At 62.4% G+C, this 19751-nt stretch carries 14 protein-coding genes; 3 read left to right on the forward strand and 11 right to left on the reverse strand.

Features of this window, described 5'->3' with window-relative positions:
* Window position 1: 1 nt before the first annotated feature.
* Window positions 2-1582 (reverse strand): glycosyltransferase family 39 protein, encoded by a 1581-nt coding sequence (locus tag CRN80_RS07680; protein WP_098949893.1) that lies wholly within the window; start codon window positions 1580-1582, stop codon window positions 2-4.
* A gap of 193 nt (window positions 1583-1775) precedes the next feature.
* Between CRN80_RS07680 and CRN80_RS07685 the strand changes: the two genes are divergently transcribed.
* The 3 genes from CRN80_RS07685 (at window position 1776) to CRN80_RS07695 (ending at window position 5204) form a co-directional block, all read left to right on the forward strand.
* Entirely contained in the window at window positions 1776-3938 is a 2163-nt protein-coding gene (locus CRN80_RS07685) for an outer membrane assembly lipoprotein YfiO (RefSeq protein WP_098949894.1), read from the forward strand.
* Window positions 3935-4639 carry a DUF3142 domain-containing protein gene (locus CRN80_RS07690; protein ID WP_098952582.1) on the forward strand — a complete coding sequence of 235 codons (705 nt, stop codon included), beginning with the start codon at window positions 3935-3937 and terminating at the stop codon, window positions 4637-4639. Before CRN80_RS07685 ends, CRN80_RS07690 begins: the two co-directional genes overlap by 4 nt.
* Window positions 4640-4844: 205 nt before the next feature.
* Window positions 4845-5204 (forward strand): helix-turn-helix transcriptional regulator, encoded by a 360-nt coding sequence (locus CRN80_RS07695; protein WP_098949895.1) that lies wholly within the window; start codon window positions 4845-4847, stop codon window positions 5202-5204.
* 241 nt (window positions 5205-5445) lie between these two features.
* Here CRN80_RS07695 and CRN80_RS07705 read toward each other — a convergent pair whose 3' ends face one another.
* The 10 genes from CRN80_RS07705 to CRN80_RS07755 all read right to left on the reverse strand — a co-directional run bounded on the left by CRN80_RS07705 (window position 5446) and on the right by CRN80_RS07755 (window position 19735).
* Window positions 5446-7899 carry a TonB-dependent siderophore receptor gene (locus CRN80_RS07705; RefSeq protein ID WP_098949896.1) on the reverse strand — a complete coding sequence of 818 codons (2454 nt, stop codon included), beginning with the start codon at window positions 7897-7899 and terminating at the stop codon, window positions 5446-5448.
* 92 nt (window positions 7900-7991) lie between these two features.
* Window positions 7992-8942: a FecR domain-containing protein gene (locus CRN80_RS07710; protein WP_098949897.1), complete on the reverse strand. Its 951-nt coding sequence runs from the start codon at window positions 8940-8942 to the stop codon at window positions 7992-7994.
* Window positions 8939-9448: a sigma-70 family RNA polymerase sigma factor gene (locus CRN80_RS07715; protein WP_003187450.1), complete on the reverse strand. Its 510-nt coding sequence runs from the start codon at window positions 9446-9448 to the stop codon at window positions 8939-8941. Before CRN80_RS07715 ends, CRN80_RS07710 begins: the two co-directional genes overlap by 4 nt.
* A 74-nt stretch (window positions 9449-9522) precedes the next feature.
* Window positions 9523-10968 (reverse strand): efflux transporter outer membrane subunit, encoded by a 1446-nt coding sequence (locus CRN80_RS07720; RefSeq protein WP_098949898.1) that lies wholly within the window; start codon window positions 10966-10968, stop codon window positions 9523-9525.
* Window positions 10965-12023: an HlyD family secretion protein gene (locus CRN80_RS07725; RefSeq protein WP_098949899.1), complete on the reverse strand. Its 1059-nt coding sequence runs from the start codon at window positions 12021-12023 to the stop codon at window positions 10965-10967. The genes CRN80_RS07720 and CRN80_RS07725 overlap by 4 nt, the downstream gene beginning before the upstream one ends.
* A 15-nt stretch (window positions 12024-12038) precedes the next feature.
* Complete coding sequence (locus tag CRN80_RS07730; protein WP_047712278.1) at window positions 12039-13574, reverse strand: MFS transporter; 1536 nt, start codon at window positions 13572-13574, stop codon at window positions 12039-12041.
* A gap of 581 nt (window positions 13575-14155) precedes the next feature.
* Window positions 14156-15076, reverse strand: a complete 921-nt coding sequence (locus CRN80_RS07740; protein ID WP_032894244.1) for a LysR family transcriptional regulator — start codon at window positions 15074-15076, stop codon at window positions 14156-14158.
* A 60-nt stretch (window positions 15077-15136) separates the two neighbouring features.
* Window positions 15137-16009: a TauD/TfdA family dioxygenase gene (locus tag CRN80_RS07745; RefSeq protein ID WP_098949900.1), complete on the reverse strand. Its 873-nt coding sequence runs from the start codon at window positions 16007-16009 to the stop codon at window positions 15137-15139.
* Window positions 16010-16224: 215 nt separating this feature from the next.
* Window positions 16225-17589 carry an HlyD family type I secretion periplasmic adaptor subunit gene (locus CRN80_RS07750; RefSeq protein ID WP_032894247.1) on the reverse strand — a complete coding sequence of 455 codons (1365 nt, stop codon included), beginning with the start codon at window positions 17587-17589 and terminating at the stop codon, window positions 16225-16227.
* Window positions 17579-19735 (reverse strand): type I secretion system permease/ATPase, encoded by a 2157-nt coding sequence (locus CRN80_RS07755; RefSeq protein WP_098952584.1) that lies wholly within the window; start codon window positions 19733-19735, stop codon window positions 17579-17581. Before CRN80_RS07755 ends, CRN80_RS07750 begins: the two co-directional genes overlap by 11 nt.
* Window positions 19736-19751 lie beyond the last annotated feature (16 nt).

Consider the following 19751-nt stretch of genomic DNA (forward strand, 5'->3'; position numbering starts at 1 on the left):
TCTAGCGGCAGCCTTCGGGTTGCGGCGCCGGTGCGTTGCATAGCACGAACAGCCGCGCCCTGGCGCCACCGCCGTCCTGGCGACTGAGTTCGCGCCAGCCGTTGGGCAGTGGCGCGAATTCATCTGGGGCTTCGTTGCTGCTGATCAACCATACCCGCCGCGTTTGAGCTGGCAGTGCCGAGAGGCGGTCCAGATAGATGCGGCCACCGTCCTGGTCCACCAGTGTGCCGAAGCCATAAGCATTCGGGCGGGTCGCGGTGCCGTCGGGTTTGGGCGGCGTGAAGAGCTGCAGTTGGGCGTCGGTCTGGTCGTAATACACGTAGCTGAGGTACCACAGCATGTCGCTGAGGATGATGCGGTCGCCTTCCTGGTAGTTGCGATTGACGAACTCCACGGGCACGTTGAACTGGTCGTGTTCATCCACCTCAAAATTGTTCTTTAACCCCAGCAGTTCTACGCCCACAAACAGCGCGAACAGCGCCACGCCCAGCCAGGACAAACGGGGCGGCAAACGGTCGATGGCAAGCGCCAGGACAATCGGCAGGCCCAACGCATACACCGTGAGGTAGCGCTCGATAAACACCGGTGAGATAAAGGAAACGCCATAGACCAACAGCAGCGGCAGCAAGCAAAACAGTGCCGGCAGGCGCGCCGCGTGGTTGCGCCAGGCCGCCAGTACAACCACCACGGCCAGCAGCAGGGGGAACAGCCAGAACAGCGGCGGCCACAGGCCGAGACCGTCATCCTGCAGCAGGAACTGCCAGACCATCGACGGCAGGGACAGCAGGTTGACCGGCTCTTCCCAACCAATGTCGCCGCCGACTTTGAGCTGTTCGACGTGCAGCACCAAATCCAGCAGGCTGGGCAGCCAGGGCAGATACAACAACACTATCGCCACGTTGGCCGCCCACCAGGCAGGCCGCGTAATCAAACGGTGGCCGGGCCTCTGCATTGCCAGATAAGCCCAATGCACCAGCACGCACAGCGCCGTGAAGTAATGCGTGTAAAAACCGGCACTCATCAACAGCACATAGACGGCCAGGTAACGTGTGCGCTCGGGTTGGCGCACCCAGTACACCAGCGCCAGCGTGGCGCCCAGCAGCCAAACGCCCAGCAGCGAATACATGCGCACTTCCTGGCTGTAGCGCACCGCCGTGGGCAGTAGAGCCAGCAGGATCCCCGCCAGCACGGCTGCGCGTCGGGTGGACAGTTGCCGTGTCAGCCAGATGCCCAGGCCCACGACGGCCACGCCAGGGATCGCACTCAGGCTGCGTATCGAGCCGATGCTGTCGCCGAACACCTCGATCCAACCGCGCAGCAGCAAGAAATACAGCGGCGGGTGTACATCATGGGCTGCGTGGAACCACAGGTCGGCCAGGGCGTATTCGCTGAGCAACAGGCTTGAGCCTTCGTCGCCCCAGATCGCCGCCGCGGTGAGGTGGTAAAACCGCAGGGCCATGGCCAGCGCCAGGATCGGCACCCACCACAGGCGGCTGAGCCAGCCGGCACCTTCCCAGCTCAAGCGATGAATGGCAGGCAATGCCCCGACTTTTTCGTGTTGCTCTACCACAGACCGACGCATATCGACTCCGCTACTACTGCCCTCTTGCAGGACAAACACTGCGCATGCGCAAACACCGCCACTCTAGGCCAAAAGGCCTGGCCTCGCCGCTGGAATCGGACAAATCAGCAATTTGTGTAGGCCTTCACCGAAGCGCTCGTCGGATCAGGCTATTATTGCCCCTTCTCCAAGGACTCAGGATCAAGGAAACGTTATGCGTATCGGTTTGCTGTCACCTCTGGCCCTGGCCCTGCTGGCCGGTTTTTCCCTACCGGCCCAGGCCAGTTCTGACGACTCGTGCTACCCCGACTGGAGGGTATCGCGTGACGGCTACGAGCCGTGCAGCAACCAACCGTTTCTCAGCCCTGGCAACGACAGCCGGGTGAACCTGCGCCTGTTGCTGGCCGACAAAAAAGCCGCGCCCCTGGCCCCCAATGCCTTGGGCGAAGACGACTTGGCGCAAGGCTTCGGCCCGGTGCCGTTTCCGGTGTATCGCCTGGTGCCGGTTCCGGCCACGGCTGAGGAGCCGGATAACAAGGCTGACGATTCACGCACAGCCGAACTCGACACCCTGCTCCAGCCCCTGGGTATCAAGCGCGAGGAGTACAAGACCGCAGGCCAGGCCTTCCTGAATGGCGAAGGCAGCCGTTGCCGCAGCAATGACGATGACAGCGCCACGGCGTTTATCAGCCAGGTGATCAAGGCCCAGATGCCGCCCGCCGAGCGCGATGTGTTGGTCAAAGCACGCCTGCAATTACTGACCACCTGTGACTGGAGCCGCCAGGTGGTGGACGCGCAGCTGACCCCGTCGGCCAATGCTCAGTTGTTTCGTACCTATTTGCAGGCCGCCGGCGACTTCTACAGCGGGCGCTTCGATTACGCCGAGCGCGGGTTCGCCGCTGCCTCCACCAGCGATGTGCCATGGCTGAAGGAAACGGCGCTGTACATGACTGCGCGTACGTCGCTGAATCAGGCCCAGGCCGAAGCCTTCGACGAATACGGCATGCCGCAGCGCGAGCATGTGGATAAGTCGGCCTTGAGCGATGCCGAAGAAGGTTTTCTTAGTTACCTGAAAACTTACCCACAGGGCGATTACGTTGCGTCGGCCCGCGGCCTGTTGCGCCGCGTGCATTGGCTGGCGAACGACGACGCCAAGCTTGCCGAAGACTTCACCTGGCAATTTACCGAGGCCACTGAGGCCCAGCGCAATGTGAGCGTGGACGAACTGGTGGAAGAGGCCGACCTCAAGTTGCTGATGGTCGGCAACAAAGCCGCGAACAGCCCGATGCTGCAAGTGGTCAGCGACCTGATGGCGATGCGCGCGCACACCCCGCCGCTGTTGAGCCGCGAAGACCTGGATAAGCAAAAGGGCACCTTCGCCAGTGAGCCAGCGCTGTTTGACTTCCTGCAAGCCAGCTACGCCCTGTACGTCGAACACCAACCCGACGCGGCCTTGAAGCACCTGCCGGCGGATGTGCCGTCGAGCCTGGATTACTTCGCCTTCAGCCAACAGACACTGCGCGCCCTGGCCCTGGAAGCCAAGCAAGACTGGAAGGCCGCCGAAACCCTGTGGCTGCAACTGCTGCCATTGGCCAAGCAACCGCTGCAACGCGACCAACTGGAACTGGCCCTGGCCATGAATTACGAGCGCAGCGGCCAACTGGCCAAGGTGTTCGCCGCCGACTCGCCGATCAGCGCCAAGCAAGTGCGCTACATCCTGCTGCGCAACGTCGCCGGCCCCGACCTGCTGCGCCAGCAGATCGCCAACGCCAGCGACCCGACCGAGCGTCAGAGTGCGCAATTCGTGCTGCTCTACAAAGACCTGCTGCGCGGCCAGTACGCCACCTTCGCCGATGACCTCAAGCAGGCCTCGCTCTCTGACGACAAACTCGGCACCAGCCTGGGCTACACCTATACCAGCGGCCAGACCTTGAAGCTGTTCCAGTGGAACGGCGACAAGGCCGAATCCGGCTACGCCTGCCCAAGCATTGCGCAAACCGCCGCGACCTTGCAGGGCGAAGCCAAAAACCCGCACGCCTTGAACTGCTTCGGCGAGTTCATCCTGCGCAACGGTCTGGACGGCATGCCCCTGGAACAACCCCGCGCCGCCGGCAGCCTGGGCAGCACCGCCTCGGACTTCAAAGGTGAAACCTTCTCGCGCCTGGACGGCTACAAACAGGTGATCGCCAACGCCAAGGCGCCGAAAACCGACAAGGCTTACGCGTTGTTCCGCGCCATCAACTGCTACGCGCCGGCCGGCTACAACAGCTGCGGCGGCGAAGACGTAGCGCCGGCGGTGCGCAAAGCCTGGTTCCGCCAACTCAAGAGCGGTTTTGCCGATACCCAGTGGGGCAAATCGCTGCAGTACTACTGGTGAAGCCGCTGTGGCTGGGCTTGCTGTTGCTGCCAAGCCCGGCCTTTGGCGCCGTTAACGCGGGCGACTACGACGCCTTCTGGCTGTGGAGCGGGGTCACGCCCCAGCCGGTGATCAAGCAGGCAAAAACCCTGTACATCCTGCAGGGCCAGATCAACGCCACCCGCCGCGCGCCCCAGCGCGGTGTACAACTGATCGCCCAAGGCATGAGCGTGCCTCGCATTACCCAAGGCCACGTCTGGGTGGTGTACCGCGCCCACACCCTGCGCTGGCCGGAACGGGTCTACACCCAGGTGCTGGGCCAGGTGCAACGCTGGCGTGACGCCGGCAACCCGGTGATCGGTATCCAGATCGACTTCGATGCCCGCACCCAATACCTGCATGAATACGCCGACTTCCTGCGCGACCTGCGCCAACGCCTGCCCGCCGACCTGCGCCTGAGCATCACCGGCCTGATGGACTGGAGCAGCAACGCCGACCCGGCCGCCATCGCCCAGCTCAAGGGCGTGGTGGATGAAGTGGTGGTGCAGACCTATCAAGGACGTCACAGCATCCCGGATTACGCGGCGTATTTGCCGCGGATGAATCGGCTGGGCGTGCCGTTCAAGATTGGCTTGATTCAGGGCGGGGAGTGGAAAGAGCCGGGGTATCTGCGGGGCAATGAGTGCTTTCGGGGGTATGTGGTGTTTTTGCAGAATCTTTGAAGTTTGCTAACACCTGTAGGAGCGAGCTTGCTCGCGAAAAACGTCAACGATAACGCGTGTTTCCTGATTGAACGCGGCGCCTGTAAGTTTTTCGCGAGCAAGCTCGCTCCTACAAAAAGCCTTAGCATCGAGCCGGTTTTTTGCAGGTAGCCTTAGAGTTTTGGATGATATAAGTTACCTTTACCGCTTTAACGAGTGATATATCATGCAAGATACAGCCAAGCCCTACCCGCACAAAGGGTACATCTCAGAGAGAAGCGCTGAGCTGATGAGAGGTATCGGCAACGGTATCGAAATAGCCCGCATTCGTCGCCGATTGAAAATCTCGACCATATGCAGCCGCGCGGGCATTACACGGCAGACGTATCAGCGGCTGAGACAGGGCGAGGCCGGCGTATCCCTCGGCGTGCTGATGAACGTGCTTAGCGCGATGGACCTGGAAGAAGGCATGGCGAGCATCGCGTCACCAGAGCTTGACCAGGTTGGGATTACCATGAGCCTCGCCCGTGAGCCTCAGCGAATTCGCACTGAAGGAGAACCCGATGTCCTGGAAGCCGATTGGTAATGCCTTTGAGTACGCCTGAACGCTTTGGGTTGGGGGCGGATGAAGCAAGGTCCATCGTCACGGATATGTATGCCGTCGTGCGAGAAGCCTCCGGTTTTTTCGAAGCGGCAGGCTGCAGCGGTGCCGAGGTGCGCATGCTTTCCAATGTGTGTACACGATTTGCAGCGGACCTGGTGTAGGGCGACAACAGAGCGCACCCTTGACGGGTGCGCGCCGCAACAGACATCACGTAAACGCTTGATTACCAGTCGTACGTCAGGCTCGACACCACCGTGCGCCCTTCCCCGTAATAGCAATCCAGATCACTGGTGCACTGCGAGACGTAGGTCTTGTTGCTGAGGTTCTGCACGTTCATCGCCAGCTTCACGCCTTTGAGCTTGAGCGGCGAGGCGCCGAGGTCGTAGCTCAGGCTTGCATCGTAGACGCTGTAGGACGGCACGTTAAAAGCGCCTTCGTAGTCGTCGCCCAGGCTTTGACGGGCATAGCGCACGCCCAGGCCCGCACCCAACCCTGCCAAGGGCGTGTCGCCGAGCACGGTGTAGTTGACCCACATCGAGGCGGTGAGGGGGGAGATGCCGGCCGGATGGCGACCTTGGCGGCCATCGTTGTCCTTGGTGTATTTGACGTCATTGCGCGCAGCCGAGGCGACCACTTCCCATGCGTCGCTCAAGACCGCCTTGGCTTCCAGTTCAACACCTCGCGAGCGCAGGGCGCCGCTTTGGGTGCTGAAGGTGGTGTCTACCGGGTTGGTGGTCAGCACGTTTTCCTGGTCCAGTTGGTACACAGAGGCCTGGATGAAGCTCTTCTGGCCCGGTGGCTGGAACTTCACGCCGACTTCGTACTGTTTGCCGGTGGAGGGTTCGAAGGGTTTTCGGTTCGCATCAGTGCCGGCCAGCGGCAGGAAGGATTCCGAATAGCTGACGAAGGGCGACACGCCGTTATCGAACAGGTACACCAGGCCCGCACGGCCGGTGAACGCCTGGTCTTTGCTGGCAAAGCGGGTGTCCTGTATCGGCTCCTTGTTCACCACATTCGCCCAGTCGTAGCGGCCGCCGAGTACCAGCACCCATTTATCCAGCTTGATCTGGTCCTGCAGATACAGGCCGGTCTGGGTAATGGTGCGATCCCAGCGGTACGGCTGGCCGAAGTTCAGGGGCTGGCCGTACACCGGTTTGAACAGGTCGATGATCGGCGGGTTGCGGTCGTAAAGGCCATGGAACTGCGAGTTGGAATGGTAGTAGTCCAGGCCAACGATGAAGGTGTGGGACAGTGCGCCCGTGTCGAATTCGGCCTGGGCGATGCTGTCCACGCCGAACACTTTGTTGGTCTGCGACCAGTCCACGCCGAAGCGTTGCAGGTAGCGCTGGTCCTGCACGCCGGTGTTGGGGTTGGCGACGAAGCGGTAGCCGTGCAATGGCGCGGTGTAGCGGTCGTCGACCTCGGCGTAATGGGCGTTTTGCTTGAGGGTCCAGATGTCGTTGAGGCGATGGGAAACTTCGTAGCCCAGCACGTATTGCTCGCGGTTGTACTGGTTGACGCCCGGCTCGCCGATAAATACATCGCGCTTGATCTTGCCGTTGGGGTTGTCCCACAGCGTGCCGGACGCCGGCAGGCCTTGGGCTTCGGGCACGCCTTTATCTTTCTGGTACTGGGCGAACAGGGTCAGGCTGGTGTCGTCGTTAGGGCGCCAGGTGAGGCTGGGGGCGATGAACTGGCGCTTGTTTTCGACGTAGTTGATTTCATCTTGCGCGTCATTTGCCAGGCCGGTCAGGCGGTAGAGAAACTGCCCCTCCTCGTCCAGCGGGCCGCTCAGGTCGATGGCCGCGCTTTTGTGTTCGTAGGTGCCGGCCTCCAGTACCACTTGGTGTATCGGCGTTTCGCTGGGGCGCTTGCTGACCATATTGACGATACCGCCCGGCTGGTTCTGGCCGTAAAGCACGGACGCCGGGCCTTTGAGCACTTCGATGCGCTCCAGGGAATACGGTTCGATCTGCAACGCGCCGCCTGTGCTGCCGCCGCCATAAGGCAGGTGCAAACCGTCCAGATACAACGGCGTGGGCGAGAAGCCGCGTGACGTCGGCTCATCGAACAATTTGACCCGGTCGGCAAAACCACCCGCGCTCATACCTGGGGTGTAGAGCAACGCCTGGGTGACACTCTGGGCGCCACGCGCCTTGATCTCGGCGGCGGTGATCACGTTGATGGTCTGGGGGATTTCCACCAGCGCCGAGTCGGTCTTGCTGCCCGAGGCGCTGCGCTTGGCGACAATACCGTCCACCGGGCCCCAGGCGCTTTCCTGCTCCTGCCGGCCACTGATCTGGGTCGCGCCCAACTGCAAGGCTGCGTCGCCGGAAAGGGCCTGCAACGACCAACCGCCCTGGGATTGCACCGCCGCCAAACCGCTGCCCGCCAGCAAGCGCTGCAACCCCGAACCTACGCCATAACGCCCTTTCAAGCCGGCGCTGCGCTTGCCGTCGGTGAGCGAAGCGTCAACCGACAGCAGGATGCCTGAGGCACTGGCGAAACGGTTCAACGCCTGGTCGAGGCTGCCCGCGGGAATGTCATAGCTGCGCAGCGCTTCGGTGCTTTCTTCGGCTTGAACCATGCTCGGCAGTACCGGAGCCGTTGCCAGCAGGCCGGCAAACAGGCCACGACGCAGCGCGCGGGCCAAAGGTTGGATTGGGTGGTGCGACATGGCAGGACTCCCCGTGAGAACGCTTCTTGATTGGCTTTCAAGAGGTATCCCGAACGGGCCGCAGAAACCGACAAGCCCTGTACAAAGTATTTTCAGACCCGCGCCTTGATCGTTACCCAGTAACGGGTCACCGCCTGCACGTGCACGGGCAATGAACGCTCCAAGGCCGCCAGGATCGCGTCGGTGTCGTTCAGCGGGAACACGCCGGTCAACAGCAGGTTCGACACTGCTTGATCACAGCGCAACAGGCCCGGGCGGTAGCGACTCAGTTGCGCCACGAACTCACCCAACGGCTGGCGCTCGGCAACCAGACGGTGCTCGGTCCAACTGCTGGCATTGGCGCTCACCGCTGGCAACGCGGTGCTTTTGCGTGCGTTGAACCACAGGCTGTCCCCTGCCTGCATATGCACCGGGGTGCCCTGCAACGGCGTGACCCGCAGGCGACCTTCGTACAAATCCACACGGCTGCCGTCGGGCAGTTCACGTACCGCAAAGCGCGTGCCCAACGCCTGCACATCACCGGCTGGCGTTTCGACGATCAACGGGCGCAAGGCGTCGTGGCCGCTGGTCAGCAGGACCTCGCCTCGGATCAGCCGAATACGTCGTTCGGTAGCGCTGAAACGCAGGTCTACGGCGCTGTCACTGTTGAGGTCCAGTTGCGTGCCGTCGCTCAAGGTCATATGGCGAATTTCGCCCGTGGCGGTACGCAGCTCTGCAAAGGCCGCTTGCCAGGGTTCGCTGCGTTGCACCAGGTAGCCGCTGCCACCGGCCACCAGCAACAGGCCGAGCAGTTTGAGCGCGGCACGGCGTTGGGTGTCCGGGGTGTCGCGCAATACCGCGCGAGCGCTGTCGGCGGGTACGCCGCCCAGGGTGTGTTGCAGCTGCTGCAAGCGCTGCCAGGCGCGACGATGCTCCGGGTCAGCAGCCTGCCAACGGGCAAACGCCTGGCGCTGCTTGCCCTTGAGCTCGCCGCCCCATTGCAGCATCAACCACTCACTGGCTTGCTCGACAATCGCGGGGGCGATGGGCGCGTCGTGCTTCATTCTTCGTACACCACCTGGTAGCAGGCGACGATGGCGCGGGTCATGTACTTCTGCACGGAGCTGACGGTGACGCCCAGGCGCTCGGCGATTTGCGCGTAGCTCAAGCCTTCAAACTGCGAAAGTAAAAACGCACGGCGTACATTGTCGGGCATACGGTCGAGCATGGCGTCGATCTGCATCAGGGTTTCGAGGATCAACGCGCGGGTTTCCAGGGACGGCGACTCGGGCTCGGGCAAGTGCGCGATGCTTTCCAAGTAAGCACGCTCGATGCGCAGGCGGCGCCATTGGTCGATCACCAGGTTGCGGGCGATCTGCGCCAAGTAGCTGCGGCTTTCCTTGTCACCCGGGAAGCGCCCGGCCACCAGCAGGCGCAGGAAGGTGTCCTGCGCCACATCGGCGGCCTGTTCGCGGTCGCCCAGGCGCTTGCGCAACCAGCCTTGCAGCCAGCCGTGATGGTCGCGGTACAGGATGTGAAGCTGTTGCTGGCCGTCAGTCGCGCTGCCCATGAAAAGCTCAGAAGTGTTATTGAGAGCAATTATCATTACATCTTATTTGGCGACTGACAAAAACTCTTTGTTGCTCAGCGCCCAGCGGTCTGCAACGGGTACACCGACTCCCACCCTCCTCCCAGCGCTTTGTACAGCCCGACCATGGCCAATGACACGCCGGTGGAGCTCTCCACCCACTGTTCCTGAGTCGCCAACAACGCGCTCTGCACGGTGAGTACGTTGACGAAATCCGCCACGCCTTCGACGTACTGGTGTTGGGCGGTGGTCAGCGCAATTTGGTTCTGGCGCACGGCTTCCGCGAGGCTGTCGCGGCGCAGTTGGCTGGCGTTGTAGCGGGTCAGTTGGTCGTCGATTTCATGCCAGGCACGCAGCACGGTTTGCTGGTAGGCCAGGGCCGCTTCCTGTTGCTGGGCTTCCCGTAAATCCACCATGCCTTGCAGGCGTCCGCCGTTGAACAGCGGCAGGCTCAACTGTGGGCCGAAGGTAAAGGCGCGGGAACCCCAAGAACCGAAATCCGAGAGTTGCATGGCTTGGGAGCCAAGGCTGCCGGACAGGGTGATGCGCGGGTAGAAGTCGCCCTTGGCCACGCCGATGCTGGCCGTGGCGGCGTGCAGGCGGGCTTCGGCTTGGCGGATGTCGGGGCGACGCTCGGCGAGTTCCGATGGCAGGCCGATCGCGACCTGGCGCTGGGTTTGCGGCACAGGGGCGTCTTTGGACAACTGCGCGTGCAAGGCCTGAGGCGGCTCGCCCATCAGCAGGCTCAGGGCGTTGATCAACTGGTCCTGGCGCTGCTGTAGATCCGGCAGGCGCGCTTCGATTGCCGCGACCTGGGCGGCGGCTTCGGCCACATCCAGGTCGGTGGCCACGCCGTCGGCCAACCGCAATTGCGAGAGCTTGAGGCTGTGGCGCGCAACATCAAGGTTTTGCTCGGTGACGGCACGGGTGTTTTGGACGCCGCGCAGTTGGATGTAGTCCTGGGCGGTCTCGGCCAACACCGATAACAACACGGCGCGGCGGTCATTTTCGGCAACTTCCAACGTGGCGTCGGCGGCCTCGGTCTCGCGCTTGACCCGGCCCCAGAAGTCCAACTCCCAGGCGGCCGAAAAGCCCATGTCCCATTGGTTGAAGGCCGAGCGACCATTCTCGCCCGAAGGGTCGTTCAAGCCTTTGCCGCTGTTGCGCTTTCGCTGGTAGGCGCCGCCGGCATCGACGTTGGGGTAGCGTTCAGCCGTGGTCACCTGGCGGATGGCGCGGCTTTGTTGCAGGCGGCTGCTGGCTAGTTTCAGGTCGAGGTTATCGTTGAGGGCGCGGCGCGTAAGGGCCGAGAGCTGCGCGTCCTGGAACACGTCCCACCAGCGTTCCTGCAAGGGATCGCTGACGGCATGGCTGGCGGCTTGGCGGCCTTGGGGTTCGCTCCACTGGCCGACGCGCGAGGCATCGGGCCGTTGGAAATCTGGGCCGACCGTGCAGGCGCTCAGGCTGATAAGGCTCAGGGTGAGCCAGGCGAGGTGTCTCATTGCTGGGCCACCTCACGCTGCTGCTCGACGGGGCGGGTATCGACGCTGGCTTCTACCGACATGCCGACGCGCAAGCGCTCGGTCAGTGGCTGGTTCGGCTCAAGCACGATCTTCACCGGAATACGCTGCACCACCTTGGTGAAGTTGCCGGTGGCGTTGTCGGGTTTGACCGAGGCGAAGGTCACCCCGGTGGCAGGCGCCAGGCTTTCCAGGTGGCCTTTGAGCAGTTCGCCGTCAAGGCTGTCGACGCTGACTTGCACCGCTTGCCCCGCGTGCATATGCGACAGTTGGGTCTCTTGGAAATTGGCCACCACATAGGCTTCAGAAAGCGGCACCACCGCAAGGATCTTGCTACCCGGTGTCACGTAGGCGCCGACCCGCACCGCACGCTCACCAGCCATGCCATCTACCGGTGCGACAATGCGCGTGTAAGACAGCTGATAACTGGCCATTTCCAGCGCGGCCTGGGCGCGTTTGAGCCCACCTTCGGCGGCGTCACGCTGGGCGGTGAGGATCTCCACCTGCTTGCGTTCGGCGGCCAGCACGGCGGTGGATTTGGCCAGGCGCGCAGTGGCCTGATCGATGCGTGTCTTGGCTTGCTGGGCATTCTGCACGGTGCCCGCACCGACGCCGGCGAGGTGGTTGTAGCGGTTCAGTTCATGCTCGGCAAACGCCACTTCGGCGCGATCCGCTGCCACCGTAGCCTGGGCCTGGGCGATCACCGAGCTTTGGCGCTCCAGGGTCGCGCTGGCGTTTTTCAGCTGGGCCTGGGCGACCAGGGTGTCGGCATCGGCGGCCTGGGCGGCGGCGCGAAAATCGCGGTCGTCGATCAACGCCAGCAGTTGCCCGGCTTTGACACGCTGGTTGTCTTCTACCAGCACCTCCTTGATGAAGCCGGCAACGCGGGGAGCGACCAGGGTGAAATCAGCCGCGACGAAGGCGTCGTTGGTGGTCTGGTGCTTGCTGTCCAGTACGCCCGGCGCAACCAGGTAAACCAGCACGCCGACGGCAAATACGGCGATAACGGAGACGGCAATTTTGTCTTTGCGTTTCATGGAAAGTCCTTGTGGTCAGGCCGGAGCGCGAGGCGGATAGATCCGCGTGGGCATCCAGAAAATCAGCAGGATCAACGCCACCGCGACACCGGCCATGACGACGTAAAGATCCGAAGAGGTCAGCACCACGGTCTGCTCGTGCAAGCGGTGGGCGAGGCCCGGCGCGTCAGCGTCGGCAAGGGGCGAATTGCCCAGGCGGTCCACCAACATGGTTGAATGGAAATGCCCGCGCTGGGTGGTCAATGTATCCAGCACCGCAGTGGCGATCACAGCAGCCAGGCCCTTGACGGTGTTGAACCAGGCCGAGGCGAACGGCCCTTCGATGGGTTGAATACTGCCGGTGGACAGCATCAGCAGCGGCAACACGGCCATCGGCTGGCCGAAAATCTGCAGCAGGTACCAGCCATAAAAGTCGTCGCGAATCCACGCCGAGGTCAGGTGTGAACTGCCGAGGCAGCACAGCACCAACATACTCAGGCCAATGCCCAGCACCCAGCGGCAATCGACCCAGCGCAGGTTGCACAGCGCCGCCACCAGCGGCAGCGCGATCAACTGCGGCAACGCCATCAGCAGCATCACCGGTGCGGTCTGCAGCGGCCGGTAGCCCTGGACCTGGGCGAGGAAACTGGACGGGATGATGATCACCGAGGTCAGCACCATCAGCACGCCGGCCAGCACGATCAGGGCAAATGCCAGGTTGCGCAGGCCGAGCATCTGCAAGTTGAAGAAAGGCAGCGGCTGCGACCATTCGTTGAGCATGAACAGCACCAGCAACAGCGTGCCGCCACTCAGCAGGAAGGTAATCAGGCCCGACTCGAACCAGTCCAGGCGATTGCCTTGCAACAGGCCGATCACCAGCATGCAAATCGCCGGGAAGCCCAACAGCAAACCACGCCAGTTGAACTGCTTGAAGCGTTCCAGGCGCAGCGGGTCTTGTGGCAAGCCGTAGGCCACGGCCGCCATGGCCAGCAGGCACGGCGCGACGATCTGCCAGAACGCCCACTGCCAGCCGACGTATTCGGTCCACAACGCCGCCAGCGGTGTGCCAAGGCTGGGGCCGAAGGTGGCGGTGAGTGCGTAACCGGCCAACCCGTACAACTTGACGTTGGCTGGCAAGAAACGCAGCGCCACGGTCATCAGCATCGGCGGCAGCGCGCCACCGGCCAAGCCTTGCACGGTGCGCAGCAGCAACAGGCTTTCGTAGTTCGGCGCAAACGGGCAGAGGATGCCCAGCACGGTGAACAAGCCGATGGCGCACAGGGTGAAACGACGCAGGGAAAACGTCACCGAGCACCACGGCGCGAAGGCCATGGCCGCCACGGATGTAGCGGTGTAGGCGGCGACCAACCACGTGCCTTCGTCAAAGCCGATGTACAGCGCACCGCGGATATCGGCGAGGGCGACCTTGGTGACCATCTCGTTGAGTCCAGACACCAGTACCGCCAGCAATACGCCGAGCAGCCCGATGATGATGCGCGGGCCGAACACGGGTGGGCTCAGCGCCGTAGGTTTGGCTGCGGCCTGGACAGCGGGGGCAGCGAGGGACGTCATGAACAGGCAACTCGGAATGAGAAATACCCGAGCAGTTTAATCAGGCACTCTCATGACAAAAAGTTACTTGTTGGCAGGTTATAAGTGCGCCAGACGCAACGTTGAGCATCAACACTGAACCCTGTGGGAGCTGGCTTGCCTGCGATAGCCATAAGTATTTACTCAACTTTCTGGGCTGTAGCCGGTAGCAGCAGACGGTAACCACGATGCGAAGCGAGTCGCTCTTGATCTGCTTTTGATCTTGATCTCAGGCGCCCCGTTAAACCACGCTGGCCGAACGCAGGCTTGAATTCGTGGGTAACCCGGCAGGACGCCGGGTTAGCCGCCCCGCGCCATGGATGGCGCGTGGCGGCGGCCCACGGATTCAAGCCTGTGTTCGGGCACACCGAGCCTAAGCGAGGTGCCGAGTGGTGGGGCAAGAAGCGTTTTGCTTACTTTTGCGCTGTTCAAAAGTGAGCCGCCGTCAGGGCGGAACCCTAAGTGGCCGTTACCTAAATAACGGATATGTACACAATCCAACTGTGTCGGCTGTCAGGGCGTCATCGCAGGCAAGCCAGCTCCCACATTCATCCGCGTTCGCTTTAAACCGGCTGGGCTTCAAGCCAGGTGGCGTGGCAGCTTTCGCGCATGGTTTCGCGCAGCCATTTATGGGCCGGGTCTTTGTCGAAGCGTGGGTGCCAGGATTGGGCCAGGACCAGGGTGGGCAGTGAAATCGGCAAGGCGAACGCGCGCAGTGGCAGGTTCAGACGCTTGGCGCTCAGGAGGGCTTCCTTGGGCACCGGCAGCAGCAGGTCGGAATCGGGCAGCATGAACATCGCACCGTGAAAGCCTGGGGCGATCATGGCCACTCGGCGCTCCAGGCCTTGGGCATTCAACGCGGTATCGATGGGCCCACGGGCGATGCCGCGCCGGGAGATGCTGATGTGGGAATAACTGGCAAAGCGTGCCGCCGTGATTTCTTCGTCGAACAGCGGGTGGTCTTGCCGCGCCAGGCCGACAAAGGTGGTGGAGAACAGGTTCTGCACCTTCACTTCCGGGCTGGCGGGCATGGTGTTGCTCACCCGCAAGTCCAACCGCCCTTCGCGCAGGGCTTCATCGTCGGTATCGCCTTCGGGCACGAAGCGCAGCTCGCACAGCGGCGCCATGCGCTCCATGGTGTCGAACAGCCGCCCGCCATACACGCCGATGAAAAAGTCATTGGCGCGCACGCTGAAGCGGCGGCGCAAGGTGCTCAAATCGACTTGGTCTGCCGACCGGAACAGCAACGCGGCCTGCTCCACCACGTTGCGCACCTGGCCTTGCAGCTCCAGCGCCTTGGGCGTCGGCACCAGGCCACGGCCGGCACGAACTAGGATCGGGTCACCGACCGCTTCGCGAATACGCGTGAGGGTGCGGCTCATGGCGGCAGGGCTCAGATTCATCCGCCGCGCGGCGCCCACCACACTGCCCTCGTCGAGCAACGCGTCGAGGGCGACCAGCAGGTTCATGTCCGGTAGTTGCATGCCAAGCACTCGTGGTCCGTTGGGAGTGAACTGGGCGCAATCCTAGCAGGCTTTATCGGGTTAGAAAGGCGCATCCCCTTGAATGGTGGTACGGAACAATTTGCGCCGCAGGTGGCTTGGGCAACCGGCGGCCAGGTGGATCAGCGAGCGGTTGTCCCAGAACACCAGGTCGTGGGGCTGCCACTGATGACGGTAGATGTTTTCCGGCAGCACGCTGTGGGCATAGAGTTGGGCCAGCAGGTCACGGCTTTCGTCATCGGGCAGGCCGACGATACGGGTGGTGAAACCCTCGCTGACGAACAGCGCCTTGCGGCCGTTTTCCGGGTGGGTGCGCACAACGGGGTGCACCACTTCGGCAACCTGGGCGAGCTGTTCCGGGGTGAGGGTTGGGCGCCAGTTGCCTTCGAATTTGGTTTCGCTATAGCGCGCGGTGTAGGAGTGCGCGGCGCTGCGGCCTTCGACGGCATTGCGCAGGTGGCCTGGCAGTTGCTCCCAGGCTTTGTGCATGTCGGCGAACAGGGTGTCGCCGCCTTCAGAGGGCAGTTCCTGGGCGTGCAGCATCGAGCCCAGGCTGGGTAGTTCTTTGTATGACAGGTCCGAATGCCAGAACTTGCCCGCATCCCCCAGGCCGATGGATTGGCCGTTCTCGATGATGTTGGAGACGATCAGAATTTCGGGGTGGTTGGCCAACAGGAACTGTTTGAGCACATGGATCTGCAACACACCGAAACGGCGGCTGAAAGCGATCTGTTGTTCGGGGGTGATGCGTTGGTTGCGGAACACGATGACGTGGTGGTCCAGATGCGCGCGGTGGATGCGGGCGAAGTCCTGGTCGTTGACTGGGCGGGATAAGTCCAGGCCGATGATCTGGGCGCCGACACTGCCGGGGAAGGGGTGGATGTCGAAGGTTTGGGGGGCGGTGGTGGCAGACATTGGATTCATTCCCGGCGGACAGGGGAGTGAATTTATAGACATAAGGATGGAAGCTTAAATACCGTTAGCGCATATGGATATGGCGTTTGGTTTGAGCTGTAGGGCGATGCTGACGGCCTCATCGGGGGCAAGCCCCCTCCCACATTTTGATTTGTGAACACATTCAAATGTGGGAGCTGGCTTGCCTGCGATGAGGGCGGTACAGGCGCTGAAGATCAACGCTCGTGCAACGCCTCTGCCCGCGCCTTGATGATCGGCTTGAGCAGGTAGCTGAGGATGCTTTTCTTGCCGGTGATGATATCCACCGAAGCGACCATGCCGGGGATGATCAGCAGCGGCTTTTCATCGGTGCCCAGATGGCTGCGATCAGTGCGCAGGGTGATCATGTAGTAGGTGGTCTTCTTGTCTTCATCGGTGATGGTGTCGGCACCGATGCGTTCGAGCTTGGCTTTCAGCCCGCCGTAGATGGTGTAGTCATACGCGGTGAACTTGACCACCGCTTCCTGCCCAGGGTGCAGGAAGGCGATGTCTTGCGGGCGGATCTTGGCTTCTACCAGCAAGGTGTCGTTCAGCGGCACGATTTCGACCATGTCGCTGCCAGGCTGGATCACACCGCCAACGGTGTTGACCAGCAACTGCTTGACGATCCCGCGCACTGGCGAGGTGACCAGGGTGCGGCTGACCCGATCCTCCAGCGCGCGGCCGGTGGATTCGGCCTTGTTCAGTTCAGTACGGGCTTCGTTGAGTTGGGTCAGGGCTTCGCTGCGGAATTTGCCGCGGGTTTCATCGATCTTGCGTTGCACTTCCTTGATCGCCGATTCCGCACGCGGGATCGCCAGGGTGGTGGCGTCCAACTGCCCACGGGTTTCCATTTCGGCGCGCTTGAGGCGCAGCACTTCTACCGGCGACACCGCACCCTGGGCCACCAACGGCTCGGACATATTGATTTCCTGGCGTTGCAGGGACAACTGGCTGCGGTATTGACCCTGCTTGGAGGTGAATTCGCGCAGTTCCTGTTGGCGCTGGACGAGTTGCTCCTGCAAGCCGCCGACTTCGTCTTTCAACTGCTGGCGGCGGCTTTCATACAAGGAGCGCTCGTTGGCGGCCTGGCTCGGCGCGGCCTTGAGCACGTCGTCGGGGATGTTCAGCGGGCGGTCATCCACCTGCGCGCTCAAACGCTCGACGCGCAGCTGCATGGCCAGGCGCAGGGCTTCGGTTTCGCCGGCGTTGGAGACAAACCGCGTGTCGTCGAGACGAATCAACGGCGCGCCGGCTTCTACGATCTGGCCTTCCTTGACGTACAGCTCGGCGACAATACCGCCTTCCAGGTTCTGGATTTTCTGCAATTTGGACGACGGAATCGCCTTGCCGTCGCCACGGGTCACTTCGTCGATCTGGGAGAAACCGGCCCACACCACCAGGAATATAAAGAACGCGATGATCGCCCAGATGGTCAGGCGGATCACCCGCGGCGCATCTTCGATCAGCGCCTTGTTGACCTCGGGCAGCGGCTGGCCCTGCAGCGAGTCGGAGCCTTTGAAGTAGCGGCCGACCGCACTCTTGATGGAGTTAAGCAACACTGATCTGCCCCTTCTTCAACGCTTCCATGACCACGGCTTTCGGGCCGTCCGCGAGAATCTGCCCACGGTCGACCACCAGCAGGCGGTCGACCAGGGAGAGCAGTGAGGCTCGGTGCGTGACCAGCACCACGGTCTTGTTTTGCACCACGGCTTGCAGGCGTTGTTTCAAGCGTTCTTCACCGGTGTTGTCCATGGCGCTGGTGGGTTCGTCCAGCAACAGCATGGGCGGGTTGAGCAGCAGCGCACGGGCCAGGGCGACGTTCTGGCGCTGGCCGCCGGACAGGTTCTGCCCACGCTCGCCGACTTGCAGTTCGTAGCCTTGGGGATGCAGGCGGGCAAATTCGTGCACGCCGGCCAGTTCGGCGGCTTGCAGGACCATTTCATCCTCGACGTAGCGCGCACCGCTGACCAGGTTGTCGCGCAGGGTGCCGGCCAGCAATTGAATGTCTTGGGCGACATAGCCGATGTTGTGGCGCAGCTCGCTCACGTCGATCTGGCGCACGTCCACGCCGTCCACCAGCAAAGAGCCGGAGTCGGGCTGGTAAAGGCCGACGATCAGCTTGGCCAGGGAGCTTTTGCCCGAGCCGCTGCGGCCGATGATGCCGATTTTTTCCCCTGGCTTGATCACCAGGTTGATGTTTTTCAGCGCCGGGTTCTGCTGGTTCGGGTAAGTGAAGTTCAGGCCCCGGCACTCGATGGCGCCTTGCAAGGTGCGACGGCTCATGGGGCGCTCTTCGAAGTTGCGCTCCTGGGGCAGCTCCATCATCTGGTCCACCGAGGTCATGGTGACCTTGGCTTGCTGGTAGCGCGTCAGCAGGCCCGACAACGATGCCAGCGGGCTCAAGGCGCGGCCACTGAGCATGTAGCAGGCAATCAGGCCACCCATGCTGAGGTTGCCATCGATGATCTGGTACACGCCGAATACGATCATGATCACGCCGGCCAGTTGCTGGATCAGCAGGGTCATGTTCATCGACAGGCCCGACAGCAACTTCACCCGCAGCTCAAGCCGGCTCAGGGTACCGATGGTCTGTTCCCAGCCGTACTGACGCTCACTCTCGGCATTGTTGACCTTGACCGCATCGAGCCCGGCAAGGGTTTCGATCAGGCTCGACTGACGCTCGGCGGCCAGCGCCATGGTGCGCTCCATGGTCGCGACCAGGGGCTTCTGCAGGGCATAGCCGATGCCCAGGGCCAGCGGGAACGCCAACACCGGAATCCACACCAGGTGCCCGCCGAGGATGGCGATGACCAGGAAGATCAGCAGCGTAAACGGCAGGTCGATCAGGCTGGTGAGGGTCAAAGACGCGAGGAAGTCGCGCAGGCTTTGAAACTCGTGGATGTTCTGCGCGAAGCTGCCGACCCGCGCCGGGCGGTACTTCATGGACATGCCGACGATGCGCTCGAACAACGTGGCCGAGATGATCAGGTCGGTTTTTTTGCCGGCCAGGTCCAGGCAAAGGCTGCGCAGGCTTTTGAGGATCAGGTCGAACAGGTAGGCACCGCAGATGCCCACGGCCAGCACCCACAGGGTGGCGGTGGCCTGGTTCGGCACAACGCGGTCGTACACGTTCATCACGAACAGCGGCGCGGCCATGGCGATGATGTTGATCAGGAAGCTGGCGGCGATGGCGTCGGTGTAGAGCCAGCGCGAACGCATGAGGGTGTCGCGGAACCACGAGCGCGCCCGTGGAATCAGGCTGCCGTGGTTGACGTCGAATTTGTGTTGCGGCTGTGCAAAGAAGACTTTACCGATGTAGTCGTCGGCCAATGCTTCGCGCTTGATCAGCACTTCACCGCCGTCGCTTTCACTGAGCAGGATCCGCGCTTCATCTTCGCCCTGCCAGCCGACCAGTACGGTACTGCGACCGTCCTTGAGCAACAGCAGCGCCGGCAATGCAATGGTCGGGATCTGATCCAGCTTGCGTTGCAGCAGCCGGCCTTGCAGCCCGGCCCGCGCAGCGGCACGCGATAGCAACTCGGCACTCAACCGTTGCGAAGGCAGCGGCAGGCCGGTGGTGAGCATGGCCGCGCTGGCCGGTTTCTGATGCAGGGCGCAGAGCGCCAACAACCCGTCGAGTAACGGGTCATCGTGTAGTGCGCGTGGATCATGACTGAGATGAACTCGACTGACTTCAGGTTCCACGCGGCGCACTCTCGAC

This window comes from Pseudomonas sp. FDAARGOS_380, assembly GCF_002591235.1.
GTDB lineage: Bacteria > Pseudomonadota > Gammaproteobacteria > Pseudomonadales > Pseudomonadaceae > Aquipseudomonas > Aquipseudomonas salmasensis.